General features: G+C 45.9%; 1 protein-coding gene and 1 pseudogene. Both read left to right on the top strand.

Annotated features, from left to right (window positions below):
- A pseudogene (locus tag A3735_RS23805) lies at window positions 1-489 on the top strand (DNA-directed RNA polymerase subunit beta'); the annotation flags it as partial.
- Between the two features lie 182 nt (window positions 490-671).
- A complete protein-coding gene (gene rpsL, locus A3735_RS23800; RefSeq protein WP_068456027.1) occupies window positions 672-1046 on the top strand; it encodes a 30S ribosomal protein S12 in 375 nt (124 codons plus the stop codon).
- The last annotated feature ends 82 nt before the right edge of the window (window positions 1047-1128 follow it).

Genomic DNA, 1128 nt, shown 5'->3' with positions numbered 1-1128 from the left:
CGTTTGCAGGGTGTTGTAATTAACGATGAGCATATCGAAGTTATCGTGCGCCAGATGTTGCGTAAAGTTGAGATTACGCAGTCTGGTGATACTGACTTGATCAAGGGTGACCAGGTTGAGTATGTGAAGTTCTTGGAAGCTAATGAAGAGGCTGATTCGAACGACAAGATGCCTGCGCAGTGTGAGCGTCAGTTGTTGGGTATTACCAAAGCTTCGCTTGCAACTGAGTCGTTTATCTCTGCTGCATCGTTCCAGGAAACAACGCGCGTACTGACTGAAGGTGCGGTAACAGGTAAGCGTGACTACTTACGTGGCTTGAAAGAGAACGTGGTAGTGGGCCGTTTGATCCCAGCGGGTACAGGCTTGGCTTACCACTCAGAGCGTAAGCGTAAGAAAGATCAGAAGTTGGCACCTATCGCTGAAGAGGGCTTGGGTGTAAGTGCACAGGATGTTGTTGCAGCATTGAGTGCCGAGCTTAATAAGCAGTAATTGCTTGTTAAGTAAGTGGATGCAGGTGCGGTGAACAAAAAATCACCGCATTGCTTGACAGTTGAGGGGGGCGTCATTAGACTTGCGCCCCTCAACTTTATTGTGCCAGCAATTTCGGCATAGTAGTTTGACGTTTTGTAATGAAACGGTTTTTAAAAATATAGATATTGGAGTTTGCTTACATGGCAACGATTAATCAGTTGGTACGTAAGCCTCGTAAACGTGTAGTCGCGAAAAGTGACGTACCCGCGTTGCAGGCTTGTCCTCAACGTCGAGGCGTTTGTACTCGTGTATACACTACGACACCTAAGAAGCCAAACTCGGCTTTGCGTAAGGTTTGTCGTGTTCGTCTAACGAACGGTTACGAGGTTACATCGTATATCGGTGGTGAAGGCCATAACCTACAAGAGCACAGCGTTGTTCTTATTCGTGGTGGTCGTGTTAAAGATTTGCCTGGTGTTCGTTATCACACAGTTCGTGGTAGCTTGGATACTTCAGGTGTTGCAGATAGACGTCAGGGTCGTTCTAAATACGGTGCTAAGCGTCCTAAGGGGTAGTCTTAGGTCTGTCTGAAAGCGTTAATTGTCATAAATATTTCAATTAACAATGAGATAATTGATTGAAGGATAAGAGTAAGGT

Source organism: Oleiphilus sp. HI0061 (assembly GCF_001635675.1).
This window is presented reverse-complemented; position numbering and strand designations above follow the sequence as displayed.

What these genes read in the sequence shown, in the direction of transcription:
- rpsL (WP_068456027.1), top strand. Translation starts at nt 672, where the DNA reads ATGGCAACGATTAATCAGTTGGTACGTAAGCCTCGTAAACGTGTAGTC.